Origin of the sequence: Streptomyces sp. MUSC 14 (genome assembly GCF_001866675.1) — a bacterium.
GTDB lineage: Bacteria > Actinomycetota > Actinomycetes > Streptomycetales > Streptomycetaceae > Streptomyces.
This window is the reverse complement of the sequence record NZ_MLYN01000013.1, coordinates 69,053-93,411: the sequence shown is the minus strand read 5'-3', so window position 1 is coordinate 93,411 and position 24,359 is coordinate 69,053. Positions and strand designations below refer to the sequence as shown.

The 24,359-nt window shown below is 71.8% G+C and carries 19 protein-coding genes; 12 read left to right on the top strand and 7 right to left on the bottom strand.

All coding sequences use genetic code 11. From position 1 onward, the window contains the following. The first annotated feature begins 28 nt into the window (after positions 1-28). Positions 29-1,672 (top strand): FAD-dependent monooxygenase, encoded by a 1,644-nt coding sequence (locus BIV25_RS06535; protein ID WP_071371192.1) that lies wholly within the window; start codon positions 29-31, stop codon positions 1,670-1,672. A gap of 10 nt (positions 1,673-1,682) precedes the next feature. Here the strand turns inward: BIV25_RS06535 and BIV25_RS06530 are convergent, their stop codons facing one another. After that, positions 1,683-2,483 (bottom strand): GNAT family N-acetyltransferase, encoded by an 801-nt coding sequence (locus tag BIV25_RS06530; protein WP_071371191.1) that lies wholly within the window; start codon positions 2,481-2,483, stop codon positions 1,683-1,685. A gap of 92 nt (positions 2,484-2,575) precedes the next feature. Further along, entirely contained in the window at positions 2,576-2,995 is a 420-nt protein-coding gene (locus BIV25_RS06525) for a CBS domain-containing protein (protein WP_071371190.1), read from the bottom strand. 167 nt (positions 2,996-3,162) lie between these two features. On the opposite strand from BIV25_RS06525, the gene BIV25_RS06520 reads away from it, so the two are divergent. Further along, positions 3,163-3,822, top strand: coding sequence for a dienelactone hydrolase family protein (locus BIV25_RS06520; protein WP_071371369.1), 660 nt, complete (start codon positions 3,163-3,165; stop codon positions 3,820-3,822). A 3-nt stretch (positions 3,823-3,825) separates the two neighbouring features. Here BIV25_RS06520 and BIV25_RS06515 read toward each other — a convergent pair whose 3' ends face one another. After that, on the bottom strand, positions 3,826-4,944 hold the full coding sequence (locus BIV25_RS06515; RefSeq protein ID WP_071371189.1) for a CapA family protein: 1,119 nt from the start codon (positions 4,942-4,944) through the stop codon (positions 3,826-3,828). 162 nt (positions 4,945-5,106) lie between these two features. Here BIV25_RS06515 and BIV25_RS06510 point away from each other — a divergent pair, with 162 nt between their 5' ends. Both BIV25_RS06510 and BIV25_RS06505 read left to right on the top strand, forming a co-directional pair. Continuing rightward, entirely contained in the window at positions 5,107-5,622 is a 516-nt protein-coding gene (locus tag BIV25_RS06510; protein WP_071371188.1) for a DUF2231 domain-containing protein, read from the top strand. Between the two features lie 293 nt (positions 5,623-5,915). Continuing rightward, on the top strand, positions 5,916-6,347 hold the full coding sequence (locus tag BIV25_RS06505; RefSeq protein WP_071371187.1) for a hypothetical protein: 432 nt from the start codon (positions 5,916-5,918) through the stop codon (positions 6,345-6,347). Positions 6,348-6,352: 5 nt separating this feature from the next. Here the strand turns inward: BIV25_RS06505 and BIV25_RS50810 are convergent, their stop codons facing one another. Further along, positions 6,353-6,769 carry a hypothetical protein gene (locus BIV25_RS50810; protein ID WP_177235172.1) on the bottom strand — a complete coding sequence of 139 codons (417 nt, stop codon included), beginning with the start codon at positions 6,767-6,769 and terminating at the stop codon, positions 6,353-6,355. A gap of 165 nt (positions 6,770-6,934) precedes the next feature. After that, positions 6,935-7,687 carry an SDR family NAD(P)-dependent oxidoreductase gene (locus tag BIV25_RS06495; protein WP_079176464.1) on the bottom strand — a complete coding sequence of 251 codons (753 nt, stop codon included), beginning with the start codon at positions 7,685-7,687 and terminating at the stop codon, positions 6,935-6,937. Between the two features lie 229 nt (positions 7,688-7,916). Here BIV25_RS06495 and BIV25_RS06490 point away from each other — a divergent pair, with 229 nt between their 5' ends. Next, positions 7,917-9,377: an NAD(P)/FAD-dependent oxidoreductase gene (locus BIV25_RS06490; protein WP_071371185.1), complete on the top strand. Its 1,461-nt coding sequence runs from the start codon at positions 7,917-7,919 to the stop codon at positions 9,375-9,377. 1,066 nt (positions 9,378-10,443) lie between these two features. On the opposite strand, the gene BIV25_RS06475 is transcribed toward BIV25_RS06490, so the two are convergent. Next, positions 10,444-11,616, bottom strand: coding sequence for a cytochrome P450 (locus tag BIV25_RS06475; RefSeq protein ID WP_218158442.1), 1,173 nt, complete (start codon positions 11,614-11,616; stop codon positions 10,444-10,446). Positions 11,617-11,942: 326 nt separating this feature from the next. Here BIV25_RS06475 and BIV25_RS06470 point away from each other — a divergent pair, with 326 nt between their 5' ends. The 7 genes from BIV25_RS06470 (at position 11,943) to BIV25_RS06440 (ending at position 21,524) form a co-directional block, all read left to right on the top strand. Further along, a complete protein-coding gene (locus BIV25_RS06470; protein ID WP_071371181.1) occupies positions 11,943-13,493 on the top strand; it encodes an FAD-binding oxidoreductase in 1,551 nt (516 codons plus the stop codon). Next, a complete protein-coding gene (locus BIV25_RS06465; protein ID WP_071371180.1) occupies positions 13,490-14,449 on the top strand; it encodes a hypothetical protein in 960 nt (319 codons plus the stop codon). The genes BIV25_RS06470 and BIV25_RS06465 overlap by 4 nt, the downstream gene beginning before the upstream one ends. A 15-nt stretch (positions 14,450-14,464) precedes the next feature. Continuing rightward, a complete protein-coding gene (locus BIV25_RS06460) occupies positions 14,465-15,331 on the top strand; it encodes an alpha/beta fold hydrolase (RefSeq protein WP_071371179.1) in 867 nt (288 codons plus the stop codon). Further along, positions 15,328-16,815 carry a class I adenylate-forming enzyme family protein gene (locus BIV25_RS06455; protein ID WP_071371178.1) on the top strand — a complete coding sequence of 496 codons (1,488 nt, stop codon included), beginning with the start codon at positions 15,328-15,330 and terminating at the stop codon, positions 16,813-16,815. Before BIV25_RS06460 ends, BIV25_RS06455 begins: the two co-directional genes overlap by 4 nt. A 46-nt stretch (positions 16,816-16,861) precedes the next feature. After that, complete coding sequence (locus BIV25_RS06450; protein ID WP_071371177.1) at positions 16,862-17,869, top strand: isopenicillin N synthase family oxygenase; 1,008 nt, start codon at positions 16,862-16,864, stop codon at positions 17,867-17,869. Between the two features lie 117 nt (positions 17,870-17,986). Continuing rightward, positions 17,987-19,651 (top strand): allantoin permease, encoded by a 1,665-nt coding sequence (locus tag BIV25_RS06445; protein WP_071371176.1) that lies wholly within the window; start codon positions 17,987-17,989, stop codon positions 19,649-19,651. Positions 19,652-19,805: 154 nt separating this feature from the next. Continuing rightward, complete coding sequence (locus BIV25_RS06440) at positions 19,806-21,524, top strand: carbohydrate binding domain-containing protein (protein ID WP_071371175.1); 1,719 nt, start codon at positions 19,806-19,808, stop codon at positions 21,522-21,524. Between the two features lie 82 nt (positions 21,525-21,606). Here the strand turns inward: BIV25_RS06440 and BIV25_RS06435 are convergent, their stop codons facing one another. Further along, the gene (locus BIV25_RS06435) at positions 21,607-24,357 is read right to left on the bottom strand and encodes a bifunctional YncE family protein/alkaline phosphatase family protein (protein WP_071371174.1); all 2,751 of its coding nucleotides are present in this window, start codon (positions 24,355-24,357) and stop codon (positions 21,607-21,609) included. Between the last annotated feature and the right edge of the window lie 2 nt (positions 24,358-24,359).

Genomic DNA, 24,359 nt, shown 5'->3' with positions numbered 1-24,359 from the left:
GGACCCACGCACGAAAGGCAGGCAGGACATGACGCGTTCCGACGAGCGGACCGACGTGCTGATCGTGGGCGGCGGCCCCGTCGGAATGGCCCTCGCGCTGGACCTGGCGTACCGCGGGATCGACTGCCTGGTCATCGACGCCGGTGACGGACAGGTCCGGCACCCCAAGGTGAGCACGATCGGCCCGCGCTCGATGGAGCTGTTCCGCCGCTGGGGTGTCGCGGACGCCGTCCGGGGCGCCGGCTGGCCGGCCGACCATCCCTTGGATATCGCCTGGGTCACCCGGGTCGGCGGCCACGAGGTCTACCGCTACCGCCGGGGCACCGCCGGGAACCGGCCCGCCTTCACGCACACCCCCGAGCCCGACCAGATGTGCCCGGCCCACTGGCTGAACCCGGTGCTGACAAAGGCCGTGGGCGTCCATCCGGACGGTCCCCTGCGGCTGCGCACGACGGTCGACCGCGTCCGGCAGACCGACGACCACGTGGAGGCCGACCTCACCGACCACGCCACCGGCTCGACCGGCACGGTCCGGGCGCGCTATCTGGTCGCCTGCGACGGCGCCTCCTCCCCGATCCGCCGCGCCTGCGGCATCGACGCACCGGCGCGCCACCGCACCCAGGTGTTCCGCAACATCCTCTTCCGCGCCCCCGAGCTCAACGAGCGGCTCGGCGACCGGGCCGCGCTCGTCTACTTCCTGATGCTGTCGTCCACACTGCGCTTCCCCATGCGCTCGCTCAACGGCAGCGACCTGTACAACCTGGTGGTGGCCGCGGACGGCACCGCCGACCGGGGCGACCCGGTGACACTGATCCGCGATGTCCTCGCCTTCGACACTCCGGTGGAACTGCTGAGCGACGGCGAGTGGCAGCTCACGCACCGCGTCGCCGACCGGTACCGGGCCGGGCGCGTCTTCCTCGCCGGCGACGCCGCGCACACGCTGTCGCCCTCCGGCGGTTTCGGCCTCAACACCGGCATCGGCGACGCCGCCGACCTCGGCTGGAAACTCGCCGCCGCCCTGAACGGCTGGGCCGGACAACTGCTCCTCGACACCTACGACGCCGAACGCCGGCCGATCGCCGTGGCGAGCCTGGCGGAGGCCCACGTCAATCTGCAGCGCACCCTGCGCAGGCAGGTGCCGCCGGAGATCCACCTGGACGGGCCCGAGGGCGAGCTGGCCCGCAGCCATGCGGCCAGGGTGCTCGAAGACAGCGGTGCACAGCGGGAGTTCGACGCCCCGGAGATCCACTTCGGACTGCGCTACCGCTCGCCCGCCATCATCGAGGACCCCCGGGTGCCGGTACGCCGCGGAAAGCCGGGCCCGGACTGGCGCCCCGGCAGCGAGCCCGGCTACCGCGCCGCGCACACCTGGTGGGACGCCACCACCTCCACGCTCGACCTGTTCGGACGCGGCTTCGCCCTGCTGTGCTTCGCGGGGGCCGGCCGACTCCCGGACGTGGAGCGTGCGTTCGCGGGCCGGGGCGTTCCGCTGACGGTCCACGCCGGGGCGGGCGGAGCCGCCGCCGCGCTCTACGAACGGTCCTTCGTGCTGGTCCGCCCGGACGGCCACGTGGCCTGGCGCGGCGACCGGCTCCCGGACGATCCGGCGGCGTTCGTCGACACGGTGCGCGGCGACCGGGCCGAGGCCGTGCTCGCCGGTCAGGGGAGTTAGGGCCGCGCCGTCACGCCTCCAGGCCGTAGAAGCCCATCGGCGAGTTCGGCCGGAAGCCGATGCGGGGGTACACGGGCGCGCCGGCCGCCGTCGCGTGCAGGATGGCCCGGGTCAGTCCGGTCGCCCTGGCCCCCTCGTACAGGGCCTTGCGCGTCACCGCCTCGCCGTAGCCGCGTCGTTCCCACTCCGGGGCGGTGGCGACGAGAGCGACGAAGAGCCGGCCGTCGGCCTCCACGGTGCCGGCGCAGGTCACCGGGGCGCCGTCGCGCAGGCCCAGGTAGGCGTGCACCCGGCTCGTCCACAGCGTGGAGCCGAGGAGTCCGTCACGGCCGTGCTCCAGGGGGAAGCCGTACGCGCGGGAGTTCAGGTCCGCGTACGCCCGGAGCTGTTCCTCGGTGGTGACGCGTTCGAAGGTCAGGTCGGGGTGGGACGGTTCAGGGACGGGGAGGAGGTCTCCGGCCATGCCGGTGCCGGGGAAGCCGTAGGCGAGGCCCGCCTGCTCGGCCGCCGCCCGCACTCCCGCGCGCGCCTCGTCACCGAGGAGGTCGTCGAAGAGCCACAGGAACCCGGGCTGCTTCTTGGCGCGCATGATGTCCGCCGCCTGGACCAGACGCCGGCCGAGCAGCGCCGGGTCCGCGTCGACCTCGGTGAGCGTGACGCAGTTCCAGAACGCGAACCGGGAGTCGGCCCAGCGCACGGCGATGCCCGGCAGGTCCCGCACATCGGCGTGCGGGTCCCGGTCGAGCACCATCGCGCGCCAGACCAGCGCGAGTTGCTCCATGGATTCGATGGCTTCCGCACGATCCGTCATCAGGCCTCCTCGGTGACATCACGGTCACCGGGCCCAACGACATGACCGGCCCGTCCGTGCCGGGCACGGACGCCACCGACCACGTATTCGCTCTAGGCGTAGACCCGCTGCACGAACTCCGCGCGCTGTCCCTCGCTGAGGTTGCGGGCGATGTCGGCCTCGCTGATCATGCCGACCACGCGCTTGTTCTCGACGACCGGCAGGCGCTTGATCTGGTGGCCCGCCATCTCCCGCAGGGCGTCCGCGATGTCCGAGGCGGCGTCGATCCAGCGCGGTGTGCCCTCGCAGATCTCCGCGCACGTCACCTTCGCGGGGTCGTGGCCGGCGGCCACGCACTTCACCACGATGTCGCGGTCGGTGATGATGCCGCACATACGGTCACCGTTCTCGGGGTCGCTGACCGGAAGTGCGCCCACGCCGTGGTCCCGCATCAGCTGTGCCGCGCGGTCCAGCGTCTCGTACCGGGGTATCCACTGGGCGCCCGGGTGCATGATGTCCTTCGCAGTAGTCATCGCTGTTCCCTCCATCCCCAGCCAGCGTGCACCCGCGTACGTCGTGATGTCCTGTTGGGCATTCAATCGGTAGCCGGACGCGCATCGGGGTACGTGAGAGGTGCAGGAAGTCGCAGGAGACGGCCGAGGACCGTCGTAGCCCCTGGGGAAGTCGATGACCAATGACCATGATGTCCGAGACGGTTGTGGTGCCCGCCGACGGCGCCGCGCTCCCTGGTGATCTGGTGGTGCCGCAGGACGCACCGGCCGTGGTGCTGTTCGCGCACGGCAGCGGCAGTTCGCGGCACAGTCCGCGCAACCAGGCCGTGGCCGCCGCGCTGCGCGAGTCCGGGCTGGGCACCTTACTGATCGATCTGCTCACCGCCGAGGAGGAACAGCGGGACGTCGTGACCGGCGAGCACCGCTTCGACATCGCGCTGCTGGGACGCCGCCTGGTGGCCGCGATGGAGTGGCTGGGGGCCCGGCCCGGCACCCGTGGCCTGCCCGTCGTCCTCTTCGGCGCCAGCACGGGCGCGGCCGCCGCCCTCCAGGCCGCCGCCGAGCGCCCCGCGGGCGTTCTGACCGTCGTCTCGCGGGGCGGGCGCCCCGATCTGGCGGGCGCCGCGCTGCCCGCCGTACGCGCACCCGTCCTGCTCGTCGTCGGCGGCGAGGACCACGAGGTGCTGCGGCTCAACGAGGAGGCCGCGCAGCTGCTCCGGGTCCCGCACGCCGTGCGCGTCGTCCCTGGCGCGACCCACCTGTTCGAGGAACCCGGCGCGCTGGAGCAGGTCGCCGACGCGGTCCGCGAGTGGTGCGCGGAGCTCCTGCGCGCTACGCCACCGCAGTGAGGGTCACCGGGCGGCCGGACGGAGTACGAGGGCGAGCGTGCCGTCGGGCCGCGCGGCGACGTGGACGCCGTGGCTGATCCGGGTGAGGGTCGCGCGCAGCCATGCGCGGTCCGCGTCCCCGGCGCGCTCCAGCCGCATCCGCCGGGCCCGCAGGGGGAACATCCGCGCCCCGGCAAGGGCCCCGGTGTCCGCGTCCACCGAGACGAGGTGGCCGAGGCGGAGGTCGTCGCGGTACCGCTCGTAGCCGCGGATGCCCTCGTAGTCGTCGATGAAGTCGCCGCAGCCGTAGAGGATCAGCCGGTCCCGGTACACCTCGACGGAGCGGGGGTGGTGCGAGGAGTGCCCGTGGACGAGGTCGACGCCGCCGTCGATCAGGGCGTGCGCGAAGCGTCTCTGTTCAGCGGGGACGTGGTAGCCCCAGTTGGCGCCCCAGTGCACCGACACGACGACGATGTCGCCCGGTCGCCGCGCGGCCCGCACCCGCTGCACGACGGTCCCGGCGGCCGCCGCCGACAGCTCGCGGACATGGGCGACGCCCGGCCGGCCGGTGGTCGCGGCCCAGTCGGGCGGGATGCCGCTGGACTGCGCGCCGAGGGCGAGGACCAGGACGCGGCGGCCGGGCCCGACGGGGACCGCGGCGGGCGTGCGGGCCTCCTCGGCGTCGCGCCCGGCGCCCGCGGCCCGCAGGCCCGCACCGGTCAGCGAGTCCAGCGTCTCCTCCAGACCCGGCCGGCCGAAGTCCAGGACGTGGTTGTTGGCCAGGACACACACGTCGGGCCGGGCCGCGGTCAGCGCGGGGAGGTTGGCCGGATGCATCCGGTAGTGGATCGCCTTGCCGGGGGCGAACGCGTCGCTGCGCGTGACGGCCGTCTCCAGATTCACGATCCGGACGTGCGGGGCGGCCCGCTCCAGCAGCGGCAGCGCCTCGCCCCACGGCCAGGCGGGGCCGACCGGTGCGGGGATCGGCCCGCTGACCGCCTCGGCCAGCTCGACGTACGACCGGGCGTCCGTGACGTAGTCCTCGCGCAGCTCCGGGTCTCCGGGGTGCGGGAGGATCTGGTCGACGCCGCGCCCGAGCATCACGTCACCGCACAGGAACAGCGTCACCGTGCCGCCGCCCATACCTCCACCCTAGGACGCCGACCGAGGCCACCACGGTGCCGTCGGGGCGCGCGGTCATGACGCCCCCGGGCACCGTCGCGCGTGCGGCTGAGCGGGCTCAGAGGTAACTGAGAGTCGGCTGTGCCAGGCTGACGCGCCTTGTCCCCCCTCAGGAGCGCCTTGATGACTCTGATCAACGGTCTGCCCGCACATGTCCTGTTCGTGCATGTGGTCGTCGTGCTGATCCCGCTCACCGCGCTTGCCCTGGTCACGGCTGCGCTGTGGCCGCGCGCCGCCCGCCGGCTGGGCATGGTGCTGCCGCTGGTGGCCCTCGTCGCCCTGGTGAGCGTGCCGCTGACGACGCATGCCGGTGAGTGGCTCGAACGGCACGTGGACTCCGACCCCCTCGTGCGCCGGCACACCGAGCTGGGCGACGGGCTGCTGCCGTGGGCCCTGGGCCTGTTCGTGCTGGCGGCGGTCGTGTGGTGGGCCGGCCGGCGCACCGAGGCGGAGCCCCGCCAGGGCGGTGGCGCCCTGCGCTGGTCGGCCCTGCCCGTGCGGATCGTCCTGGGCGTGCTCTCGCTGGCCGTCGCGGTGGGCGCGGTGGTCGACGTCTACCGGATCGGCGACTCCGGCGCGAAGGCCGCCTGGCACGACGCCTACTCGAAGACGGCCACCAAGTCGGCGGACGGCTCCTGACGCACAGCGCGCACGCCCGGCCCTGAGCGGCCCGGCGACCTGTCGAGAGGCCCGGCACGGCAGCTCCGTGCCGGGCCTCTCGCTGTCCGCACGAGGTGCCCGGCACAGCAACCGTCGACAGCAGGACAGCGCCCGCCCGGCCCCCTCGGGTCTCCCGCCGCACGCAGCGCCGCGGCCACCCTGCCGGCCGGCTACGACGGGGGATGAGGAAACCGGACGAGCAGCAGGCCCGCCGTTCCTCGGGGCGGCCGCGTACGGGGAGGATGCGTCCCGCGCGGACCGTCTTGCCGGCCATGGACTTCCAGAACGGCGTCGTCCCCCTCGCCCCCGAGTCCGACGCGCCGGTCGAGCGGGGCGAGGGCGCCATCGCGGACGTATGCGCCGCCGACGGCACCGTCGGTTGCGTCCGGGTCGCCGTCACCGAGGCCGACCGGTCGGCCGTGCCCGAGACCGACACGTCCTTCACCGCCGTGGCCACGGCGAAGATGCTCCACCACGAGGACCCGGCCGCGCGGATCGACGAGCGGATCGCACCGGCGGACGGCGACATCGTCGTACGGAAGATCCGCTTCGGCGCGGGCTCCGCGACCGATCTCCACGCGCAGTGGGGCGAGCGCGACCACCGCGTCCATGTCCTCTCCGACGGCGTCGCCGACCCCGGCCCCGAGACCCACCGGGTGCTCGTCGACACCGCCGGCCGGCGAGCGCTCTTCCAGACCGCCTGACGGGTCTACTCCTGCGGGAAGAAGTCGAGCACGGCCTGCCCGTCGTGGACGTTCTCCACCCGGAAGACCAGTCCGTTCAGGCTGCCCGTTCCTCCCTCGCCGACCGACGAGGTCATGAACTGCCCGTTCCCGGAGGCCTGTACGGCCACCGAGTGTGCGGTGATGCCGGTGACCTCCAGCGAGCCGACCCCGAACCGGGCGTCGACGGGAATGCGCGTGGGCTGCTCCGTCACGCGGATCCGGCAGCGCCCCTCGAAGCAGGCGGCGACATCGGCGGTCGGGGAAACCACCGGTGCGGGCGGCGACTTGCTCCCCTCCCCCGAGCCGTCGCCGCCCGCTCCGGCCCCCGATCCACAGCCCGCGAGAGCCACCGCCAGGCCCAGCCCCGCCAGGGCCGCCCGCACACTACGCCGCGTGCTCATCGTCCCGCCCATCGCCCCGCCCCTCGCCACTCACCCCGCGCCGGTACCGCACGGGTCCGTCACGCTGTGTCCGTTCCACGGCCGTTGCGGGGACACACCGCCGCGGCGGGTCCCGAACACAAGAGCGCGCGGGGGAAGGGGGCGGGCCGCCGGGGGAAGCACGGTTCAGACGGCCGTACGGCCGCCGTCCACCGGCAGGACCGCGCCCTGTACGAAGCTGGCCGCGTCGCCGGCCAGGTAGGCGATCGCCTCGGCGATCTCGCGGGCCTCGGCGGGCCGCCCGGCCGGTGCCTGGGCGGCGAGGGCGTCGAGGTCCTCGCCCATGCCGGACGTACCGCCCGTGCGGGTGGGGCCGGGCTCCACGGCGTTGACCCGTACCCCGTGCGGACCGAACTCGGCGGCCCACGCCCTGGTCAGCAGGTTCAGCGCCGCCTTGCTGGAGCCGTACAGCGCCATCCCCTCGACGGCGAACTCGGCGACCATGGAGCTGACGTTCACGATCGCGCCGGACCCGCGCTCGGCCATCGCCGGGGCGAGCCGCGCGACCAGGTGGAACGGCGCCTTCACGTTCACGTCGTAGACGGCGTCCACGTCGGCGGGCGACGTCTGTGCCGTCGGCCCGAACGGGAAGATGCCCGCGTTGTTCACCAGGATGTCCACGCGCCCTCCGCCCAGCTCGGTGGCCTTCTGCGCCAGCCGCCGGGCCGACTCGGCGTCCGCCAGCTCGGCGGCGACGAAGTCCGCCCTGCCGCCGCGCTCCCGGATCCGGGCGACGACGGTCTCGCCGCGTGCCGCGTCGCGTCCGGCGACCAGCACGTACGCACCGCGCTCGGCGAGCAGCTCGGCCGTCGCCGCGCCGATGCCGCTGGTCGCTCCGGTCACCAGAGCCACGCGCCCGGCCAGATCAACAGAACCCATCGCAACCGTCCTTCGTGTCGTGGTGTGCGTCGTGACGTGCATCCTCAAGTGCCGGTGCCGTCCGCGGATTCCGGCCCGGCCACCGGCACTCCTTATGGCCGTTCTTCGTGAGCCGTATGGCCGAGCGGCGAGGAGCGACGCGAGCCCCGGGGTTACATGACCCGTACGGCGCAGGGACGCGATGGCGACGACAGATCCCCTGCGGCACGACCACGAGGCGAGGAAGACGATGAGCGAACAGGCACCCCGGGAAGCCGCCGTCCACGACGTGATCGTGCTGGGCGCCGGGCCGGTCGGGCAGAACGCCGCCGACCGCGCCCGCGCCGCCGGTCTCTCGGTGGCCGTCGTGGAGCGGGAGCTCGTCGGCGGTGAATGCTCGTACTGGGCCTGTGTCCCCAGCAAGGCGCTGCTGCGGCCGGTCCTCGTGGTCGCCGACGCCCGCCGGGTGGACGGGGCACGGCAGGCCGTCACCGGCCGCCTCGACACCGGCGGTGTGTTCGCCCGCCGCAACCGCTACGTCAGCGACTGGGACGACTCGGGGCAGGCCCGGTGGGTCAAGTCCATCGGCGCCGATCTGTTCCGCGGGCACGGCCGGCTCGACGGGCCCCGTCGGGTCACCGTCACCGGGGACGACGGCGCGCGGCAGACCCTCACGGCCCGGCACGCGGTGGCCGTCGCCACCGGCAGCCTGCCGGTGCTGCCGGACCTGCCGGGCATCGAGGAGGCCCGGCCCTGGACGAACCGGCAGGGCACCGACTCCGGCACGGTGCCGGCCCGGCTCGTGGTCGTCGGTGGCGGCGGTGTCGGCGTGGAGATGGCCACGCTGTGGCAGGGTCTCGGCTCGCAGGTCACCCTGCTGGTCCGGCGTCGGCTGCTGCCGAGGATGGAGCCCTTCGCCGGTGAGCTGGTCGCGGACGGACTGCGCGAGGCGGGGGTGGACGTACGGATCGGAACACAGGTGACGGCCCTGCGCCGCCCGGACCCCGCCGGTCCCGTCACGCTCACCCTGCACGACGGGAGCGAACTGGAGGCGGACGAGGTGCTGTTCGCCACCGGTCGCACCCCCGCCACGCACGACATCGGGCTGGACACGGTCGGCCTCACCCCCGGCTCCTGGCTGGACGTGGACACGACCTGCCTGGTCCAGGGCGTCGAGGGCGAGTGGCTGTACGCCCTCGGTGACGTCAACCACCGCGCGCTGCTCACGCACCAGGGCAAGTACCAGGGCCGTACCGCCGGGGACGCGATCGGTGCCCGCGCGGCCGGCCGGCCGCTGGACGACGGCGCGTGGGGCGACCACGCGACCACCGCCGACCAGCACGCCGTGGCCCAGGTGTTCTTCACCGACCCCGAGGCGGGCGCGGTGGGCCTGACCGCGGAGCAGGCGGCCGCCGCGGGCCACCGCGTCCGGACCGTCGACCTGGACTTCAACGCCGCCCAGGGCGCCAACCTGTACGCCGACGGCTACCGGGGCCATGCCCGGCTGGTCATCGACCGGGACCGGGAGGTGCTGCTGGGCGTGACCTTCGTCGGCTCCGGCGTCAGCGAGCTGCTGCACTCCGCGACGATCGCGGTGGCGGGCGAGGTCCCGCTCAAGCGGCTCCGGCACGCCATCGCCCCCTTCCCGACCGTCAGCGAGATCTGGCTGTTCCTGCTGGCCGCGTACGAGCGGGAGAAGGCGATGTCCTGACCACCGCACGGCAGTTGGACGACGGCGAGGCCGCGAGGTGACCGGCGTCATATCGCGGGGATCGAACTTCGGCGCCCCCCCCCGCGCATCCAGTCGGCGTCGCGTCACGGACGGCCTCGGACCACCACGGCTCCACGGCCGTCCGCTTCATTTCACCGAGGAACTGTCAACGGGTTGTCTGCGCGGATTCACCCCTGGATCGTCTCCGGCGTCGTCTCGTCCTCCGACTGGTGCTGGGGCGCCGTCGGGAGCCTCTCCTCGGGGCTGCTGCTCCTGCTCCAGGACCGCCGTCGCGGGGTCGGCCTCGACGCGCCAGTCCTGGAGATCAGCACCGTCGTCCACTTCGCCGCGGTCGCACTGTCCGACCCGCACGCGCCCCAGTCCCACCACACCGACGCCGTCTCGTTCGCGTGGCCGGCCGTCACCGCCTGGGGAAGCCCGGCCGCCCGCCGCCCGTTCGCACGGGGCATCGCCAAGGGCCGGACACCCCGCGCGTACGGGGACATGCGGGAGTTCGTCCGGATCAACACCCACGTCACCAGCGCCTGGGCGCCGGACTCACATTCCTCGGCTTCAGCCTGGCCGTCCGTGGTCCGGTCGGGGCCCCGAACCGGGCGGGCAGCGCCGCTCCCGTCAGCAGGCTCGCCGGCCGCGGTCACACCGGCCAGTACCGGCTCACCGCAAGCCCGGGTCGCACCCCGTCCGGCAAGGTCCCCCCTCCGTCTCCGGGGCCGTTTCGCCCCGGTCCCTGACGAGCGCGACGTATCCGCACTCCCCGAGGAGAGCACGCACGAGGCCGTGGCCACGCCGGCGGAGGGCGAGGTGGTCGGCCGGTTCGGCACGCCCGAGAGGCGGATCCATCCCGGCCCCGTCATGCGCCGGGTCCTGGACAAGGGAGTACGCCATGGGGTGACCGGCCGAGACAGTGCCGATCCGTGCCCACCAACCTGGCCTGGCTCATGTTCCGCCGCGACCGGCGGGTGCGCAGCGTGCGGGTGGTGTTCGCGGGGGCGGCGGTGTGAGGTCCGGGCGCCGCCCCCGGCCGGGCGGTGTCACCGGCCGTGCCTCACCGGCGCGGGTCGAAGCGGAGCGGCAGGACGGCCGGGCCGCTGATGCCCATGGGAGGCCGCCAGGTGATGCGGTCGGTGACGACGGGCGGGCCGAAGCGGGCGGTGAGCGCGCGCAGGGCTTCGCCGAGTTCGGCGCGCGCCAGCACCGCGCCGAGGCAGTGGTGCGGTCCGGCGCCGAACTGGAGCAGCGGGGCCTCGCGCGGAGCGGTGATGTCGAAGCGATGCCCGTCGCGGAAGACGGCGGGATCGCGTTGGGCCGGTACGACCGCGACGGTGACGGCCGTGCCGGCGGTCAGGCGCACGGAGCGGAAGTCGAAGTCCGCCGTGGCGAACCGGTGCACGGTCGTGGTCGTCGGGGCCCAGCGCATCACCTCCTCGACCGCCTTGTCCAACAGCTGGGGCCGGCGCGCGAGCACGGTCCACTGCTCGGGGTGCTCGGCGAAGGCGACCATGGCGTGGGCGAGCTGCCGGAGCGTGGCGTCATGGGCCGCGAACACCAGGGCGACGATGAAGTTGCGCAGCTCCGCCAGGCTCAGATGCTCGTCGTCCGGCTCCATGGCGACCAGCGCGGACACGAGATCGCTGCCCGGATGCGCCCGCTTGTCGGCCATCAGGCCGTCGACATATGCGTGGAGTTCGGTCACCGCGGTCTCGACCCTGGCGCGGATGTCCCCGCCGTGCGCGAGGCTGAACACCAGGCCGATGTCGGTGCTCCGGCGGCGGAAGATCTCGTGGTCCTCCGCGGGGATGCCGAGCAGTTCGGACATCACGGCGAGCGGGAGGCGATCGGCGTACTCCTCGACGAAGTCCCAGGCGCCCGCGGCCGCGAGCCGGTCCGCCAGCCGCTCCGCGGCCGCCCGCACGCCGGGCCGCAGATTGTTGACCATCCGGAGGGTGAAGGCCTTGCTCACCAGGCCGCGCAGGCGGCGGTGGTCCTCGCCGTCCTGATTGATGATCATCGGCAGGTACCAGTCGTACAGTGGCCCGTCGATCACTCCGTTCATCGCGAGATAGTTCTCTCCGGACTGCCTCAGGCGAGGGTCGCGCAGCAGTTCCTGCGCCTCCGCGTAGCGCAGGACCACGAGCCCGATCGGGCTTTCGGCGCGCCAGTCGCCCGCCTGCGCCGCGGCCACCTCCGGCCCGCGGAAATCGAATTCGGGGTCGGTCACTTTGAGGAACGGGACAGTACTCGAGAGCGTTGCCGAAACCGGGTTCATTGACAAGTCGCCTCCTGCCGAATTTTCTCGGAAATTCCCAGAACATTCAATTCGGTCGCATCTGCGGCAATACGCGAGAAAGTAAATTGGGGACGAATATCGGGCCCGAATGTAGCAGCACCGGACGCCTGACACGGCATCTTCCCTCGATCACCTTTCATCATATAAAAATCTCTCATTATCGCGTGCGGTCGATTTTGCCGCTTTGACAAATCGAGATCCCGTCCCGGATCATGGAATCCGTCATATAAAGTGGGACAGGGCCGATAATGAAAAACATGCGACAAGCCGACCGGGCGGTGGCCGACTGGCGGGCCGTACTCGGCACCACGGCGGTCTCGACCGATGCGCAGGTCCTCGCCGCCTATCAGATGAATACGTCGGAGTACCGTCCCCGTGCGCTGATTGCCCTGCTGCGGCCTACGACACCGGATGACGTACGGCACATCATCGACGTGGCCCGCTCGACCGGAGTGCCGCTCCATCCCCTCAGTACCGGCCGCAACTGGGGATTCGGATCGGCGCTGCCACCCCGTGGGCCGGTGGCCCTGGTCGACCTCGGCCGGATGAATCGCATCATCGAGGTCAATACGCAGTACCGCTACGCCGTCTTCGAGCCCGGCACGACCCAGGGACAGCTCGCCGACCACCTCACGGGGCTGGGCTGCGCCCTGAAACTCAATGTGACCGGGGCCGGCCGGGAGACGAGCATCGTGGGCAACGTCCTCGACCACGGCGGCGGCCATCTCGGCGCGCGCTTCGACGACCTGCTCGGCGTCGAAGTGGCCCTGGGAAACGGCGAGACGGTACGCACCGGGCTGTGGCACCTGCGGGAGTCCGGCGACCTGATCCAGCACTATCCGCCGGGTCTGGGACCGGACCTGCGCGGCCTGTTCGTCCAGTCCAGCTTCGGCATCGTCACGAAGATGGTGCTGCGTCTGCACCCGGCCCGGCCCTTCCGGGAGCTGACGCTCGAAGCCGCCGAGGCCAGGCTGCCCCGCGTCGTCGACGCGCTGCGCCAGGCCCGTGAGGACGGTGTCATCACGGGGTACGTCCGCGTCACCGACGGCATCGACCCCCACATCCGGTTCTTCCGGCGCGACACCGGGGCCACCTGGAAGGCACAGATCACGCTCTACGGCACCAGCGCGATCCGGGCCGAGGCCGGCCGGGAGTTGCGACGCCGCATGAACGCCCTGGTGCTCCGCACGGACGGCTTCGACACCGAGCACGACGATCCCCGGGCCCGCGACGGCGAGGACCGCGCCCTGCTGGAAGCCCGGCTGCGCCTCGCCCAGGGCATCCCCTCGGACCGTTCGCTGGAGAACATCGCCCGGTCCGCCGGAAAGTCCTTCCCGCCCGGGACGGCCGGCCTGGACCATGACCGCGACCTGCCCGGCTTCCTGTGCGCCAACGTGACGCTGCCGTTCTCCGGAGCGCACGTGGCCGCCTGCGTCGCGGAGGTCCGGGCCGCCGCCGACGAGGCCGGCATCACGGCCGCGTGTCTGTTCGGCATGATCGGCCCCACCGCCCTGTCCGGCTTCTTCCCCTTCTACTTCGACCGGCGCAGCCCCGATGCGGTGTCGCGCGCCCACGCCCTGCGGAACGAACTGCACCGACGGCTGGAGGCTCACGGCATCTATCCGATGCGGCTGGACGTCGACTCGGCCGGCCCGTTCATCGAGCGCACCGACGACGGCTTCTGGCGCACCGTCTCCGCGCTCAAGCAGGCGCTGGATCCGGACGGCGTCATCACCGGCCGCTACACCCCGCCCCCGCGGACCCGCGCGCGCCGACCGGTCACGCATGACACAGGAAAGGCTCCATGACCACCACGCCGACCGACACGACCGAGGCCCGGGCCTGGTCCGATCTGCGCGCCCTGACCGCACGTCTGCTGGCCCGGGAACCCGCGGAGATCCACGCCCTGCGCACCGGCGCACTCCCCCACCGGCCGGGCTCGTACGGCCAGTACTTCACCGCCTGGGACCTGGCCAACGGGATCCTGCGCGACTACTCCATGAACCTCTACCAGGCGCTGCGTATGGTGGCCCACCGGGAGATCGGCGTGCACAGCGCGCTGGCGGTACTGCGCAGCTGGGTCCCCATGTACGGCGAGTTCCTCCGGTACAGCGGTTTCGAGCAGCTGGCCGATCACGCCCGGCTCATGGTCGAGTCAGGTGTCCGCGACCACCGCGGGCTCGTCACGGCGCTGTCCGCGTTCGTCGCGTACGTCAACCGCCTCACGGCCTGGTCCCATCACTACTTCCCGTGGCACGTCGGCGAGGCGTACCGCTACGACGCCGCGCCGCCCGACGTCATGGCGCAGCCGCTGCCTGCCGCGTGCGACGAGGGCTCCTCGGTGCGCACACCGGTACGGCTGCGATGGGAGCCCCTGGGCGTCGAGGTGGTCGCGGAGGTCTGCCGCGACCTCAACGAGCGCCTGTGCGACGACTTCCTCGCCGCTCTGCCGTTCACGGTGCTGCAGGACCACGCGGTCGTGACCGGCGAGTCCATGTACGCCTGGACGCCGTTGGTGAGCGTGGCCCCGACGCCGGTGACGGAGCGCATCCGCGACGCCCCCGTGGGCAGGCTCCGCTTCTCCCAGGCCACCGGCAACAAGCTGGTCGTCCAGTACGGGCCCACCACCGAGACACTGCACGCTCCGGTGCTCGGCCGGGTCGTCGCCGAGGACGTCGACGCGCTGAGACAGGTCGGCCGGGCCGCCTGGGACAGCAACTTCCGTACCAAAGAGCACATGTGGCTCACCGTCGAGCGCATCTGAACCAGGAGGAACGCCATGACCGTAGACGGTGCGTTGGTCGATGTCGGGGACACCGCACTCCATGTCGCGGAACGGGGCAGCGGACCGGCGGTGTTCGTGCTGCACGGTGCCGGCCTCGACCACGGGTCCTTCGGTGACTATCTGGACCCGCTCGCCGACAGCCACCGCCTGCTGTTCATCGACCAGCGCGGCCACGGGCGTTCGCCCTCGTCCGCCGAGAACAGCTGGACGCTCGGACGGCTGGCGGCGGACGTGGGCGCGGTGGCGCGGGCCCTCGGACTGCGTGAGTACGCCGTGCTCGGCCACTCGTTGGGGGCGTTCGTCGCGCTCCAGCACGCCGTCGACGAGCCGACCACGGACGTCGCGAGCATCCTGTGCGCCGCCGTACCGTCCGTCGCCCACTTCGCACATGCCGACACGTCGCTGGAGACGTTCCGGCCGGCCGAGCTGCGGGACCAGGTGGGTGCGGCGATGGAACGCTCCGTCCGGGTGCGCACCCCCGCGCAGGCACGGGACGCCCTGGACACGCAGCTGCCCTTCCTGTTCTCCGACCCCGCCGACCCGCGCATCACGGAGTACCGGGAGCGCACGAAGGACACCCGGTACGCACCTGCCGTGCTGCGGCACTTCGTGGCCAACGGCTACGGCGGCATCGACGTGCAGGACCGTCTCGACCAGGTCAAAGGCCCGATGCTGCTGTTCGCCGGCCGGGACGACCGGGTCTGCTCGGTCGAGGCGGCGCAGGCGATCGCCGCCGGTGTGCCGCAGGCGGAACTGATCGTCTGCGAACACAGCGGTCACTTCGCCTTCGTCGAGGAGAGGGAACTGTTCCTGGCGGCGGTCCGGCGCTTCCTGGCCGGGCACTTCACCGCTCTCGCGTGAGCGGCGAGGGCGGGCTGGCCCGGTACGTGCTCGGCGCCGTGCCGCACGGGCGGACCGCGATCGTCGCCGCCGACGGAACCGGACCGCTCACCGGCCGCGCGCTCGCGGACCGCGCGCGGCGCGGGGCGGCCGGGCTGGCCGCCCTGGGCGTCGGGCGGGGCGACGTGGTCGCACTGCACCTGCCCAATGTCCCGGACTTCGCGCCCGCGCTGTGCGCCGTGCTGCGGGCGGGCGCCGCGGCGATGCTGTGCAGCCCGCTGGCGACCGAGGAGGAACTCGCCGGCCAGCTCGCGCTCGGCCGTGCCGCCGTGCTCGTCACGGCGCCGGCACTCCGGGCGCCGGCCCGCGCCGCGGCCGTCCGGGCGGGCGTCGGAGCTGTGCTCGACCTCCTGCCGGACCGCCGGGCCGCGCGATCCGCCGCGGTATCCGTCGTCGTGCGTGCCGGCGATCCTGCGGTCCTCGCCCTGTCCAGCGGCACGACGGGCCTGCCGAAGTGCGCCGTGCTCACCCACGGCGGCCTGATCGCCAACCTGCGTCAGGCGGCGGGTCCGCTGCCGCTCTGCACCGACGACGTCCTCCTGGCGCTGGCCCCGTTCGCGCATGTGATGGGGGTCTGCGGAGTGCTGCTGAGAGGGCTCGCGGCCGGGGCCACCGTGGTCACGCTGGACCGTTTCACGCCCGCCGCGTTCCTCGGTGCGCTGAGCCGGCACCGGGTGACGCAGACGATCGTCCCGCCACCGCTCGTCGACCTGCTCGCCACCGGTGCGCTGGTGGACCGGTACGACCTGAGCGCGCTGCGTGTCGTGTACGTGGGCGGTGCCGGCGCCGGCGCAGAACTCGAACGCGCCTGTGCACAGCGGCTCGGCTGCGTCGTCGCGCAGGGGTACGGCATGACCGAGGGCGGGCCGATGATCACGGTCAACCCGGTGGACGGCCGGGCCCGGCCCGGCTCGGCGGGGCTGCCCCTGCCCGGCGTGCGGATCCGGATCGTGCGGAACGGCCACGAGGTGCCCGCCGGTTCGTCGGGCGAGGTGCACGTCACCGGCCCGGGGCTGATGGCCGGCTACCTCGGCGATCCGCAGGCCACGCGGCGGGTTCTCGGCGCGGACGGCTGGCTGCGCACCGGCGACGTCGGTCATGTGGACGGCGAGGGCTACCTCTGGATCACCGACCGGCTCAAGGACCTCATCAAGTGCAAGGGGCACCAGGTGTCCCCGGCGGAGGTGGAGGCGGTGCTCACCCGGCATCCCGCCGTGGCCGAGGCCGCCGTCGTCGGACGGCCGGACGCCCGCGCCGGTGAGGTGCCGGTCGCCTTCGTCACCCTGCGCGCCCCGGCGAGTCCGGAGGAGCTCGTCCTCTTCGTGGCGGCCCGGGTGTCCGCGCCCAAACGGATCCATGAGGCACGCATCGTCAGCGCCCTTCCGCGCGGTCCGACGGGCAAGGTCCTGCGCCGGGAGCTCCGGCGTCCGCATCCGCCCGGGTGACATGAGGACCGTGCCACCGTCGCACCCTGAATTTCGAGGAGATCACATGGCCGGCCTGCCGGTTGTCGACATCAGCGGTTTCGCCACCGGGGCGGCGCCGGATCCCGGACGGGACGCGGTGGCGGCCGAGGTGGACCGCATCTGCCGGGACACCGGTTTCTTCCTCGCCGCCGGTCACGGGGTGCGGCCCGAGACCCGTGCGGCGATGTTCGCGGCCTCCAGGGAGTTCTTCGCGCTGCCTGCCGCCGCCAAGAACGCGCTCGCGATCAGCCGCTCGACCTGCCATCGCGGGTACTTCGGCATCGCCGCCGAGACCCTGGACGAAAGGACCACCGGTGATCTGAAGGAGGGGCTGGACACCGGTGGGGAGCACGGTCCCGATCACCCCGAAGTGCTCGCGGGCACCCCGACCTTCGGCCCGAACCAGCTTCCGGATCTGCCCGGCTTCCGGCAGGCCTGGAGCGCCTACCGGGCCGAGGCGGTCGAGGCCGCCGAGCGGGTCCAGCGCGCCCTCGCCCGTTCCCTCGGGCTGCCGGACGACCATCTGCTCACGATGGCGGGCGGCGAGGTGATGTACCACCTCAGGCTGCTGCACTATCCGCCGCAGCGGCACGCGCGGCCCGCCCCTGGTCAGCTCGGCTGCGGGGAGCACACCGACTACGGCACGGTGACCCTGCTGGCCGACGACGGGGTGGGCGGACTGGAGGTCATGCGGCGCGACGGCACCTGGATCCGAGTGGCCGTACCGGAGGACCTGTTGGTGGTGAACCTCGGTGATCTGATGGCGATCTGGACCAACGACCGCTGGGTCTCCAACCCGCACCGGGTGGTCAACCCCGCGGACACCGACCGGTACTCGATCCCGCTGTTCGTCACCCCGCCCTACCGGGCCCGCATCACCTGTCTCCCCAGTTGCCTCGCCCCGGGCGCCGAACCCCGCTACGCCCCCCAGGTGGCCGGCGAGTACCTGACGTCCCGGCTCGACGCGACGCACCCGTACCGGAACCCGCTGCTCGCGGCGCGGCAGGCGGCAACTCCCCCGAACGACGGGTGAGTTCCCGGAAACATCGCGTTCACGAGGGCGGGAAGCGGGGGTAACAACGGCTTTCTAGCGTGACCGGCCACGGATCAGGTCGTATACACGGCCGTACGCAGCACCGGGAGGCGCGACATGAGCACCACGGAGTCACGGCCGCCGGCACCGGCCACGGCGGAGCCGGCCACGCCGCAGGGCGCCGCCGGACAGGCGGCGCAGGAGACGCTGGAGGACTACACCCTCCGTTTCGCTCCGCGCAGTTACCGGCGCTGGACCCCCATGGTCGTGGCGACGACCGCGCTCGGCGGCATCGCGTACATGGCCGACTTCTCCATCGGCGCCGGCATCGGCCTGGCCCACGGCACCGGCAACGCGCTCGTGGCCATCGCGGTGGCCGCCGTCGTCATCTTCGTCACCGGTCTCCCGCTCGCGTACTACGGCGCCCGCTACAACATCGACCTCGACCTGATCACCCGCGGCTCCGGCTTCGGCTACTACGGCTCGGTCCTCACCAGCGTCATCTTCGCCAGCTTCACCTTCATCTTCTTCGCCCTCGAAGGCTCGATCATGGCCCAGGGCCTGAAGCTGGGCCTCGGACTGCCGCTGTGGCTGGGCTACTTGACCGCCACGCTGATGGTCATCCCCCTGGTGATCTACGGCATGAAGGCGCTCAGCAAGCTCCAGGTGTGGACGACCCCGATCTGGCTGCTCCTGATGGTCGGCCCACTGGCCTACCTGATCGCCACCGACCCCGGCACGGTCGACCGCTTCCTCTCCTACGCCGGCACCGACGGCCACGGCGGCATCGACACCGCGTCCGTGCTGCTCGGCGCCGGTGTGTGTCTGTCCCTGATCGCGCAGATCGGCGAGCAGATCGACTACCTGCGCTTCATGCCGCCGCGGACCGAGGCGAACAAGCGCACGTGGTGGACCGCCGTCGTCATGGCGGGCCCGGGCTGGGTGGTGCTGGGGGCGCTGAAGCAGGCCATCGGCGTCTTCCTCGCCGTCTACATCCTCGCCAAGGTCGGACCGGCCGCCGCGACCGAGCCGATCCAGCAGTTCCGGGGCGCCTTCGACACGATGATGCCGTCCTGGTTGGTCGTCCCGCTGGCCGTGGTGCTGGTGGTGATCAGCCAGATCAAGATCAACGTGACGAACGCCTACTCCGGTTCGCTGGCGTGGACGAACTCCTTCACCCGGATCACCAGGCACTATCCCGGCCGCATGATCTTCGTGCTGGTCAACCTCGGCTTCGCGCTGGCGCTGATGGAGGCGGACATGTTCAGCTTCCTCAACAGCGTCCTGGGTTTCTACTCGAACTGCGCGATCGCCTGGGTGGTCACCGTCGCCACGGACATCGGCGTCAACAAGTACGTGCTGAAGCTGTCCCCGCTGATCCCCGAGTTCCGGCGCGGCATGCTGTACGCCGTCAACCCGGTGGGCGTCGTCGCCTTCGTGGCGGCCTCCGGCCTGTCGATCGCGATGTACTTCCATCTGCTGGGCGACACCCTCCAGCCGTACTCCCCGGTCGCCGCGGCCGTGCTCGCCTTCGTCCTCACCCCCGTGACGGCCGTCGTCACCAGGGGGAAGTACTACCTGCGCCGCACCGACGACGGCCTGACCGAGCCGCTGCTCGACGCGGACGGCAACCCGAGCGCGGTCACCCTCGACTGCCACGTGTGCCACCAGCCGTACGAACGCCCGGACCTGACGGCGTGCGCCGCCCACGGTGCGGTCGTGTGCTCGCTGTGCCTGAGCACGGACAAGGCGGGCGACCACGTGCTGCCGGCCGGCGCGTAGGCCGGCCGGGGGTCACCGCCTGAACGGGTGTCAGGCCCCCGGATCGTTCTGATTTGGTCTAGTCCTCTTGACGGGTGCACTCTCGGGCTGTTTGGTATGTACCAACTCCCCATCACTCGAACGCCCGAGGGGCATCCCCGAAAGGGGCACTGTCATGCACCTGGCAAGATTCGCGGCCTCCGCCTGCGCGCTCGCACTGGCGGCCACCGGCGCCGCCACCGCCCTGGCGCCGGCCAGCAGTGCCGCGTCCACGGCGGGCAGCGTGTACTCCGTGGCTCCCTATGTCGACATGTCGAACGGTCAGGAGGGCCTGCTCGACACGGCCGTCACCGGACACGGCCTCAAGGCCTACACCGCGGCCTTCGTGCTCGGCACGGGCTGCAACCAGATCTGGGGCGACACGCTCCCCATCGGCAACGACTCCTACACCGACCCCGAGATCGCCAAGGCGAAGTCCGAGGGCGCGTCGGTCATCATCTCCTCCGGCGGGGCGAGCGGTGAGCCGCTGGCCTGGACCTGCTCCACACAGAGCAGCATCGACGCCGGATACCAGGCCATCATCGATGACTACGGCGTCACCCAGCTGGACTTCGACGTCGAGGGCGCCGCGGTCGCGGACACCGCGGCGGCGGCCCGGCAGATGCAGGCGATGAAGGACCTCAAGGCGGCCAACCCGAACCTCCGGTTCTCCATGACCCTGCCGGTGCTGACCAGCGGCCTCACGGGCGACGGGGTCAACATCCTCAAGGCCGCCAAGAACGCCGGCATCAAGATCGACGTGGTCAACATCATGGCCATGGACTACTACGCGGGCACCGGCACCGAGATGGGTCAGGGCGCCGTCGACGCGGCCAAGGCCACGCTGGCCCAGATGCAGTCCGTCGACTCCGGCTACACATACGCCAATCTCGGCATCACCCCGATGATCGGCAAGAACGACGACGGCTCCACCTTCACCCGGGATGACGCGCAGACGGTGGAGAACTTCGCCGCGCAGAACGGCGTCGGACGCCTCGCGTTCTGGGCGGTCACCCGCGACCAGCCGTGCAGTGGAAGCGCCAACTCCCTGCCCGCGTGCAGCGAGATCAGTCAGAACAGCCTCGCCTTCACGGACGCGTTCGTGCCGTACGAGGGCAGTTCGGGCGGTGGGGGCGGCAACACGGGCAGCGACTTCTCGCTCTCGCTGTCGCCGGGTTCCGCCTCGGCCGCCCAGGGCGGTTCGGCCACCGCGACCGTGAACACCGCCGTGACCTCCGGCAGCGCCGAGTCCGTCGGCCTCTCCGCCACCGGCGTACCCTCCGGCGTCAGCGTCTCCTTCAGTCCGGCATCGGTCACCTCCGGCGGCACGTCGACTCTGACGGCGTCGGTCAACTCATCCGCGGCAGCGGGCAGTTACCCCATCACCGTCACCGGTACGGCCGCCAGTGGCAGCCGCAGCGCGACGTACACGCTCACCGTCACCGCCAGCGGAGGCGGGGGCGGGGGCGGCGGTGGCTCGCTGGCCAACGCCGGGTTCGAGACCGGCGGCCTGGGCCCCTGGACCTGCACGGGCGGGAGTTCCGTGGTCACCGCCCCGGTCCACTCCGGCAGCCACGGCCTCCAGGTCACCCCGAGCGCGAGCAGCACCGGCGAGTGCGACCAGACCGTCACCCTGTCCCCCGACCACAGCTACACGCTGAGCGGCTGGACCCAGGGCCCGTACGCCTACATCGGGGTCGGCGGCGGCGCCACCGCCAGCACCTGGTCGAACAGCTCCACGTGGAACCGGCAGTCGGTCACCTTCACCACCGGCAGCAGCGGAACCGTCACCGTCTACGTCCACGGCTGGTACGGCCAGTCCGACATCTACGCCGACGACTTCAGCCTGAGCTAGTCTCCGACGCCCCCTGCACGCGTGCGGCGCACCTCTCCCCCCACAAGAGATGCGCCGCACGTTTTCGTGGTTCGGGGCTGGGTCAGCCGTCGTTCTCGGCGGACGGGATGTACGCGCCGGGTACGTCGTTCGGAGCGAAGATCTTCTTCTCGCCGGGGTACGGCGTGCTCCAGTTGTGGGTCTCGTACCAGGTGAGGTGGTTCATCTGCTCGGGGTTCGCGTAGTCGGGCACGGCGTTCGGGCCGGTCAGCCGCTGCTTCGACTTCCAGGTGTTCCACGCGGACACGAGGGACTTCTTGTCCGCCGGGACCTTCGTCGCCGGGACGAGCGCCGCCTTGGTGTTCTGCGCGGCCGGGGTGTCCACACCGCAGGACGGCGGGGTGCTCAGACCGTCGGTCAGCGAGGTCCGGTTGGGCAGCGCCGTGAACGGCGTGTCGTCCGGGTGGCTGGTGAAGGCGCCGCGCATGGGGGTGGCCGCGCTGTCCTTCTGGTTCATCGGGTGGATCCCGAGGATCTGCTCGATGGTGCGGATCATGGTGATCTGCGAGTAGTAGTGACTGTCAACCGTGTCGTGCTGGGCCCAGGGGCTGATGATCTGGATCGGCGCACGGTGGCCGTCGACATGGTCGAGGCCGGCCTGGGAGTCGTCCTCGACGACGAAGATCGCCGAGTCCTTCCAGTACTTGCTGTGCGAGATCTCGTCGACGATCTTGCCGGTCGCGAGGTCGTTGTCCGCGACCTGGGCCGCGGGGCTCGCCGGACCGCCGGTGTGGTCGCTGGAGAGCCAGAACATGTTCAGGTTCGCCGGACCGTTCTTCTCGAAGTCCTGTTTCCAGATCTGCTCCCGGTAGACGTCCGGGACGCTGGTGTCGAACTTCGGGAAGCCGGGGACCGACACGCTGTTGAGTGACGGGATCGGCGAGGACGAGTTCAACGGGTAGGCGGTGCCCTGCCCGGTCGCGGCCATGTTCTTGGCGTCGCAGTACAGGTTCTGCCAGCTCGCGCCCGACGGCTTGGTCAGGAACTGCTGGAACTCACCGAAGTCCCGGACGGACTTGCCGGCCGCCTGCGCACCGGACCACAGGAAGCCCGACTTCTGATGGCCGAGCGCGTCGTCCTCGGTGTCGTAGCTGCGCAGGTACTCACCGGCCGAGGACTCGGTGTACTCGGGATTGTCGGCCTGCATCAGCCAGTTGTGGCCCTCGGCCGAGTTCGTGCCGATGTCGTACGTGTTGTCGTAGAGCCCGAACTGCTCGGCCAGCGCGTGCTGGTTGGGCGTCACGTTCTCGCCGAACTGGGTCAGCGACGGGTCGCCGTTGCCTTTCGCGATGTCGCCGTAGACCTGGTCGTAGGTCCGGTTCTCCTTGACGATCAGGAAGACGTGCTTGATCGTCGAGGGGTCGCCGAGGCGCGCCGGGACCGGCACCGCCCTGGCCTTGCTGTGCTTGTTCGCCGTCTGCACCGCGCCCGCGGTCCAGCCGTTCTGCTGGAAGACCTTGCGGGTCTCGGAGCGGATGGTGCGGTCGCTGGGCAGCGCGAACTGGGTCAGGCTGGACGTGGTGTCGTGGGTGCCGTGGCCGGCGCTGTCGGGGCGGCGGGCGTCGATGCCACGGGTGTTGGAGACGACGACCGTCCTGCCGACGGTGGTGATCTCGGAGGGGAAGTAGTCCGTCGGGAGCAGACCGACGTAGGAGACCGGCTCCTGTGCGGAGGTGTAGCGGTAGACGGCGACCGCGTTGGCGCGGCCGAGCGTCACGAGCAGGTGGCCGTCGTCGGTGAGGGTGACCGCGTTGGGCTCGTAGCCGACCGAGGCCTCCGGCCACGGCTGGGTGGAGATGGTCTGTACGACCTTGTCGTTCCTGGTGTTGATGACCGACACGTTGTTGTCGGCGGTGTTGGTGACGAACACCGCGCCGCGCTTGGCATACACGGCGGTCGGGTGCAGACCGACCTCGATGGTGCCGACGGCGGCGGAGGCGTCCTTCAGGTCGATGACGCTGACCGTGCCGGTCGTGGTGGCACCGGTCTTCGGATTGGCCGGGACCTGGGTGCCGTAGGAGTTGATCGTGGTGTCGCCGGCCTTCGCCGGACGGCCGCCCTCGTTGCTGACGTAGAGCTTGTCGCCGACCTGGACCATGCCGCGCGGGGCGTTGCCCACCGACCAGCTCTGCTTGACGGCGCCGGTCGCCGCGTCGATGGCCACCACCCGGTTCTGGCCGTTGACCGCGGAGTACACGGTGGAGCCGTCGGCGGAGAACACCGCCGCGCTCGCCAGGGCGTGCTTGGCGCCGTCGGCCGGGATGGAGACCGTCACCGGGTCGGCGAGGGTGCCGTCGGCGCTCACCGTGAACTTGGTGTAGCCGTCGGTCTGGCCGAGCCACAGCTGCTTGCCGTCGGGCGAGTACGTCGGGCCCTCCTGGCCGACGGAGCCGTCCTTGATCCGCAGGTCGTCCGCCGCGTTGGTGCCGACTTTCTGCTTCACCTTCCCGGTCTTCAGGTCCACGACCACCAGGGCCGCGTCGCCGTCGGTGACCGCGGCGGCGAGGTGGCTGCCGTCCGGGCTGACCGTCGAGGACATGATCTTGCCGTCGTTGATGACGAGGCGGCTGCCGTACGGGTTGAGGTACTGGTCGCTGGAGATGACCTGGCCCTTGCCGGTGACCTGGCCGACCTGCTCCTTGCCGAACTGCTGTGTCGAGGCCACTGCGGTGCCGGTGGCCAGGGCCGCCGTGGTGATGCATGCCGTGAGCAGCGTCGCCCGGCGGCCGACATGTCTGCCGAGCAGGACGAAGTACTCCTTCTCGGCTTGCCGGCGTCGGCGCGTTATCTGCATGA

Coding starts and splice junctions, on each gene's coding strand:
- BIV25_RS06535 (WP_071371192.1), top strand. CDS start 29: ATGACGCGTTCCGACGAGCGGACCGACGTGCTGATCGTGGGCGGCGGC.
- BIV25_RS06530 (WP_071371191.1), bottom strand. CDS start 2,483: ATGACGGATCGTGCGGAAGCCATCGAATCCATGGAGCAACTCGCGCTG.
- BIV25_RS06525 (WP_071371190.1), bottom strand. CDS start 2,995: ATGACTACTGCGAAGGACATCATGCACCCGGGCGCCCAGTGGATACCC.
- BIV25_RS06520 (WP_071371369.1), top strand. CDS start 3,163: ATGATGTCCGAGACGGTTGTGGTGCCCGCCGACGGCGCCGCGCTCCCT.
- BIV25_RS06515 (WP_071371189.1), bottom strand. CDS start 4,944: ATGGGCGGCGGCACGGTGACGCTGTTCCTGTGCGGTGACGTGATGCTC.
- BIV25_RS06510 (WP_071371188.1), top strand. CDS start 5,107: ATGACTCTGATCAACGGTCTGCCCGCACATGTCCTGTTCGTGCATGTG.
- BIV25_RS06505 (WP_071371187.1), top strand. CDS start 5,916: ATGGACTTCCAGAACGGCGTCGTCCCCCTCGCCCCCGAGTCCGACGCG.
- BIV25_RS50810 (WP_177235172.1), bottom strand. CDS start 6,769: ATGAGCACGCGGCGTAGTGTGCGGGCGGCCCTGGCGGGGCTGGGCCTG.
- BIV25_RS06495 (WP_079176464.1), bottom strand. CDS start 7,687: ATGGGTTCTGTTGATCTGGCCGGGCGCGTGGCTCTGGTGACCGGAGCG.
- BIV25_RS06490 (WP_071371185.1), top strand. CDS start 7,917: ATGAGCGAACAGGCACCCCGGGAAGCCGCCGTCCACGACGTGATCGTG.
- BIV25_RS06470 (WP_071371181.1), top strand. CDS start 11,943: ATGCGACAAGCCGACCGGGCGGTGGCCGACTGGCGGGCCGTACTCGGC.
- BIV25_RS06465 (WP_071371180.1), top strand. CDS start 13,490: ATGACCACCACGCCGACCGACACGACCGAGGCCCGGGCCTGGTCCGAT.
- BIV25_RS06460 (WP_071371179.1), top strand. CDS start 14,465: ATGACCGTAGACGGTGCGTTGGTCGATGTCGGGGACACCGCACTCCAT.
- BIV25_RS06450 (WP_071371177.1), top strand. CDS start 16,862: ATGGCCGGCCTGCCGGTTGTCGACATCAGCGGTTTCGCCACCGGGGCG.
- BIV25_RS06445 (WP_071371176.1), top strand. CDS start 17,987: ATGAGCACCACGGAGTCACGGCCGCCGGCACCGGCCACGGCGGAGCCG.
- BIV25_RS06440 (WP_071371175.1), top strand. CDS start 19,806: ATGCACCTGGCAAGATTCGCGGCCTCCGCCTGCGCGCTCGCACTGGCG.
- BIV25_RS06435 (WP_071371174.1), bottom strand. CDS start 24,357: ATGCAGATAACGCGCCGACGCCGGCAAGCCGAGAAGGAGTACTTCGTC.